Here is a 5,310-nt window from a genome sequence, read left to right on the forward strand (position 1 = left end):
CCCCATGACCCTGGCCTCGCAGCGGCCGGTCGAGATGCTGCTCTTCCACACCGACCCCACCCTGGTGGCCGAGGCGACGGAGGCCGGGATCGCGGGCTTCATCGTCGACTGGGAGCGGCGCGGCAAGGCCCGCCGGCAGGTAGGCCAGGGGACGCAGATCAACCACGACACCCTCGCCGATCTCGCCCGCGTCCGCGCCGCAACCGCGGCGCGCGTGCTCTGCCGGGTGAACGGATTCGGGCCGTGGACGCGTCGCGAGATCGACTGCGCGGTGGACGCAGGGGCCGACGAGCTGCTCCTTCCGATGGTGCACAACCCGCGCGAGGTCGACCGGGCGCTGAAGATGGTGGCTGGCCGGTGCGGGCTCGGCATCCTCATCGAGACGCAGGCAGGCGTCCGCGCAACGCCCGAGCTCGTGCGCCGTCCCTTGTCCCGTGTGTACGTCGGACTCAACGATCTGCGCATCGACCGCGGCAGCAGCGATCTTTTCGAACCTCTGATCGACGGCACTGTCGAACATGTCCGGTCTTACGTGGACGGTCCGCGCTTCGGCGTTGCCGGGCTGACCCTTCCCGACCTGGGGGCGCCCATCCCAAGCCGGCTGCTTGCGGCCGAGCTGGTCCGCATCCGCGCCGACTTCGCCGCCGACGGCCACATGTCCCTTGACCTTGAAACGCAGCTGACGCTGGCACCGCGCCTCCAGCAGGACCTGGTTCTGCCGCCGGTGGAGTTTTCACCACGCAGGCGTCCTCCCCGGTCGTGTGGTTGGCCCGCGTAGCGCTGACGGCCAACAGCGTTCCTGTCGTGCCCGCCGAACAACGCCTGCTGGACGCGGGATGGACGAAGCAAGGTTCCACTCTCTTGATCGGATCAAACACAAATCTGCGGGTTGAGCGGTGGACGCGCTGAACCAGCGGTCCCTCGGATTCGCCGGACTCCGAGGGACCGAGCAGGTCTTACGGGCGGCTGCCGCGGCCGGGCCGCGAACCGTGACAGGTCCTGTTACAGCCAGCGTTGGGCGCTGTTGGCGATGCAGTCCCAGATCTGTACCCGGGCGCCGACGGCGGTGCTTCCCGCGACGACGTCGAGGCACCTATTCGACTGGGGGTTCTTCAGGGTGCCGTCGGCCTGGTAGACCCAGTCCTGGGCGCCGGTGCCGTTGCAGGTCCACAGCTGTACGAGGGTTCCGTTGGCGGTGCCACCGCCGGAGATGTCCAGGCACTTACCGAGGGCGTGCAGGGTGCGCCCGGACCGGGCCCAGTTCTGGGCGCTGCTGCCATTGCAGGTCCACAGTTGGATGGCGGTACCGTCAGCGGTGGCCGCGTTGCGGACGTCGAGGCATTTGGTGGTGTCGGCGGTATACATGATTGTTCCGGTGTCGGCCTGCAGGGCTGCAGTGGACCCGCTGCCGGTGCTGGTGCACAGGGGCACGGCGCTCGCTGGACGGTCAGCCGTGGCAACACCGTTGAGGGCGAACACGGCGTCCAGTTTGGTCAGGTCGAGGCCGCGGCTCTTCCAGGCGTTTCGGAAGTTGTTGATCGTAGGACAGGCGAAGCTGACAAGGGGATGCGGGGCGCGGTCCAACTCGCGGTCGAAGATCTGGAATACGGTCGTTCCCTGGCCCGCGACCGGATCCTGGCCGTTTGGCTCGGCCCCGGCAGGGTCGGCCAGATCCCACAGCACTGCAGCGACCCGGTTCTCGAGCGTGCGGCCCTCAGCCGTGGAGCCTGCGCACTGCGGGGATTCCTCCAGATGGGTATGGCTGTAGGGGAGGATACCGGCGGGTCGGGAAGTGGAGAGGGTTCCGGAGGGTAGGGAATCGTAGACGGCGGCGGCGAAGTAGTCGGCGAAGCCCTCCATCCATGCAAACTCCGCGTCGACGCTGTTGCAGCCATTATGCTTTGCGGGCAGCGCGTAGAACGAGCTGAGGGTGTGCTCCAGGTAGTGGGCGTATTCGTGGGCCAGGGTCGGATCATCGTAGGCGATCTTGATACTTTTCCGGTCCCCGGCGGGCAACTGGACCATCGACTCCCCAGCGGGCAACCGGATCGTCGACCCGACCGGCTGGTAAAAGGGCGTCCCACCGTTGATCACGCCATCGATGTTCAGCCACGTGACGGCGACAGGGTTGAGTACGTCGGTGTCGCCGCGGTGGGCCGCCGCATAGTCATGGGCGTACAGCAACGTGTCGGCGATGTTGTAGTGCTGCGCGGCCCAGCCGGTGAAGGTCCAACTCATGTCGTGGGTCTGCCCAGGTGCGGTCACCCGGGGCTGGATGGGCTGGTTGTCGCCCGGCTCGCGCCACATCGCCCCGTCCATGCCAAGCGTGGAGGGGATCCACGCACCGATGGTCTTGGGATTGGGACGCACGACGGCAGCGCGGTTCTCAGCGACCACCCGCAGCGCGTAGGTGATGCCGGCGGTCTCATACGGCACGGCGGTGTTGATGCGCCCAGCGCTGTCAGTGCGCAGCACCTGGTCGACGCCCCAGGTCCAGACGCCGAGCGCCCGCGGCTTGAACCGCCACAGCTCGACTTTGGCCTCCCGGATCGGCCGGTCGGCTCCCTGATACAGGTCGGAGTAGCGCAGCGTCGCGGTGATTGTCGTGGTCTGCGGTGCCGGCGCCGGTCGGGGCACGAGCAGGCCACGCTTGCTGCTCCAGACGAAGGTGCTGTCTGCCCAGGCGCCGACCTGGGCATCGTCCTGCACCTGGAACCGGGTGATGGTGAACCCCTGGGTGCCGGTTGACCACACCGCGGTGGTGCCCCGGTAGAGCACCACGTTGCCGTCGCCCTGCACGACCAGGTCGGCGGCGCCGCTGCCGCCTGTGCTCGACGCCCACAGCACCTGGTAGGCCGGCCCGTAAAGAACCAGGTTGGAGTCATTCTGGAACAGAAGCGCGTAGCGGCCGTCCTCCGACCGCAGGTAGGTGTTGCGACTCATGTGCTGGTCCGGGTGCAGCTGGTCGCCACCCTGGTAGGTCACCTGCGGTCTACCACCGGTGCCGGTCTGCCAGACGGCCACGCCACCGCCGCGGTAGAGAACTACGTTGCCGTCGGCTTGGACGGCCAACGTGGCCGCACCGGACCCGTCGGTGCGCGACGCCCACACCGGCTGGTTGTCGGAACGGTAGAGCACCAGGTTGCCGTCGGACTGGAACGTGGCCCGCACGGCGCCCTTGCCGTTGGTGCCGGTGGCCCAGCGCGCCACCGAGCGTGCACCGCCATCCGTGCCGTAGAGGACCAGGTTGCCGTCGGACTGCATGACCAGCGCGAAGCGCACATCCTTGGAGAGGATGTACTGCCCCGCCCGCAGGGTGGTGTTCACTCCGACGACATCGCTGCCGATTTTTGTGACAAGGGTGGAGATCGTGTTCGCCTGGGCCGCGACGGGAGAGATCACCACCAGGCCCAGCATGGCTGTGGTGGTCAGGACCACCGTGGCCAGAATGCGGCGGATATTCATGGTGTCCTTTCGGAACTTCGCGGGTGTTGCGCCTTTTTCAATTTTTGTGGCGAGAGGTGATTTCTGGGTCCATCGTTCATCTGGGTATTCGTGGATTGGATCATTCGGGATTTGCCATCCAGGAGCCCAGCTTTCCGCGAGGTCGGACACGAGACATGAGAGCAGCCCGTCTGTCCGCATCCTGGAAATTCGGCCTACACGCCCGTCCGGTCACCGGAATAGTCCACACGAGGCCCCGGTGATGCTTGCTGGTCACCGATGCGACGGTGAACCAATCGTCCATGGCACCCAAGGAGTCGACTATGATGTGGTCGGTGCCACCGGGCGTATCATTGATCGCTGGCCGTGGGATGGGATTTATATCGGAAAACCGCGAAACTGATCAAAGCGCACTGTTTCGACTATCTTGAATAGTGTATAGAACTTTACTACCCGCGGCCTGGCTTGCTGGAGTGAACTTGTTGAAGCCGTAAAAAGAGCTTCATCCATGCGATCAATGTCGATAATGCCGGCCTGGAGTACGTATTGTTTGATACTGGCATATGCACCGTCGTCGTCCATGCCAAGCCAGCCGTTGATGACGGTGGCGTCATTCAGATCCTGGAAGAATTTATTCGCCGTGTTAATTATTTTGTCCCAGTCCCAGTTCACGGTCTTCTCCCATCTTTTCTATACAATGAAAGTTAGATTCTTGATGTCTGACGGTCTGCTGTTGCAGCGTATGGTCCAGCATCGAGTGGCGGCCAATACGTGCTGGCTATGGGCTTATCGGTGGTGCCGATACCGGACCGAACCCTGTGACGCAGCCCGAGCCGGATCTCGGAGGTACGGCAGAGAATCAGTGAATCAGTCGGCTGACCGATCAGGCAGGCCGTCGGGTAGGGCGGCCAGAGCCTTGCAGACCTGAACCGCGCTGAGGCAGAAGGCCCGGACCTCTGGGCGCGGGTCATTCCGGCGCTGTGCGGCAACCGCGGCGTTGGGTTCCACGCCCAGTAGGAGCACGGACGGCAGGTCCGTCTGGCGTACGCCGACCGCGCGTCGCATGGACGCGGTCCCCGTCGCCGATCCGTTTCCCGCTGTGACCTGATAGGCGAATTCCGAAACCCTTGTGGCTCCTTCGCCGGCCACTCGGGGCGGCTCCCCGTTGCGGTACCGCGTTAGTAGCCAGTAGTCCATCATCCAGGGTTCGGCATTAGGCGGTCCGCGCAGGATCGGGACGTCGAGGACCTCTTCCACGGGCAAGGCGGTGCACATCGCCAGCGGGTGGTGCGGGCCAATGAACAACTCGACCGGTTCCTTCACCAGCTCATGCCAGCAGAAGCGCTCTGCATCGAGTGGCAGCCGGGTCAGCATGACATCGATACGGCCCTGTACCAAGTCCTCCGGTGCGTCGAAGTACGTGACTTCGCAGAGCGTCAGCTCGCAGTCGGGGAATGCAGTCCGGTAGGCAGCCGCGAAGGCGGCGATAAATTGGCTGCAGGCTCCGGGTACCACACCCACACGCAACCGGCTCAACCGGGACGCGCCAATGTCACGGGCGGTCTGCAGAGCATCGCGGGCTGCTTGGAGGGCCGACTGGGCGGGGGCGATCATAGCTGCGCCCGCGGGGGTGAGGTCGGTCCCGCCTGGACGGCGCGTGAACAGGCGAGTGCCGGCTTCGCGTTCCAGCGCTCGAATTTGTTCGCTGAGAGTGGGCTGGCTGACACATAGGGCTGCTGCTGCGCGCGTAAAGTTTTTCTTTTCCGCCACGGCGAGGAAGTACCGTAGGTGTCTCAGCTCCAGCTCCATGAAGATCTCAGGCCCCCACCCGTGGATCGAGACTATCGCCATCCAAAGTGCGACAGA

4 protein-coding genes are annotated in these 5,310 nt (G+C 64.9%); 1 reads left to right on the plus strand and 3 read right to left on the minus strand.

Annotation, left to right across the window (positions count from 1 at the left end):
• Positions 1 to 778: aldolase/citrate lyase family protein (locus tag U9980_RS21370; RefSeq protein ID WP_322769554.1), on the plus strand; the 778-nt coding region annotated here is incomplete at its 5' end.
• Between the two features lie 224 nt (positions 779 to 1,002).
• Here the strand turns inward: U9980_RS21370 and U9980_RS21375 are convergent.
• From U9980_RS21375 to U9980_RS21385, 3 genes are all read right to left on the minus strand, one after another.
• Positions 1,003 to 3,465 carry a ricin-type beta-trefoil lectin domain protein gene (locus U9980_RS21375; RefSeq protein ID WP_322769555.1) on the minus strand — a complete coding sequence of 821 codons (2,463 nt, stop codon included), beginning with the start codon at positions 3,463 to 3,465 and terminating at the stop codon, positions 1,003 to 1,005.
• 357 nt (positions 3,466 to 3,822) lie between these two features.
• Positions 3,823 to 4,116: a hypothetical protein gene (locus U9980_RS21380; protein ID WP_322769556.1), complete on the minus strand. Its 294-nt coding sequence runs from the start codon at positions 4,114 to 4,116 to the stop codon at positions 3,823 to 3,825.
• A 195-nt stretch (positions 4,117 to 4,311) separates the two neighbouring features.
• Positions 4,312 to 5,310: LysR family transcriptional regulator (locus U9980_RS21385; protein ID WP_322769557.1), on the minus strand; the 999-nt coding region annotated here is incomplete at its 5' end.

The organism is Protofrankia sp. Cr1, assembly GCF_963555865.1.
In the GTDB taxonomy this organism is placed as follows: Bacteria; Actinomycetota; Actinomycetes; order Frankiales; family Frankiaceae; genus Protofrankia.

Bases quoted from the DNA above. Each gene is read 5' to 3' on its own strand.
- U9980_RS21375 (WP_322769555.1), bottom strand. From the start codon at position 3,465: ATGAATATCCGCCGCATTCTGGCCACGGTGGTCCTGACCACCACAGCC.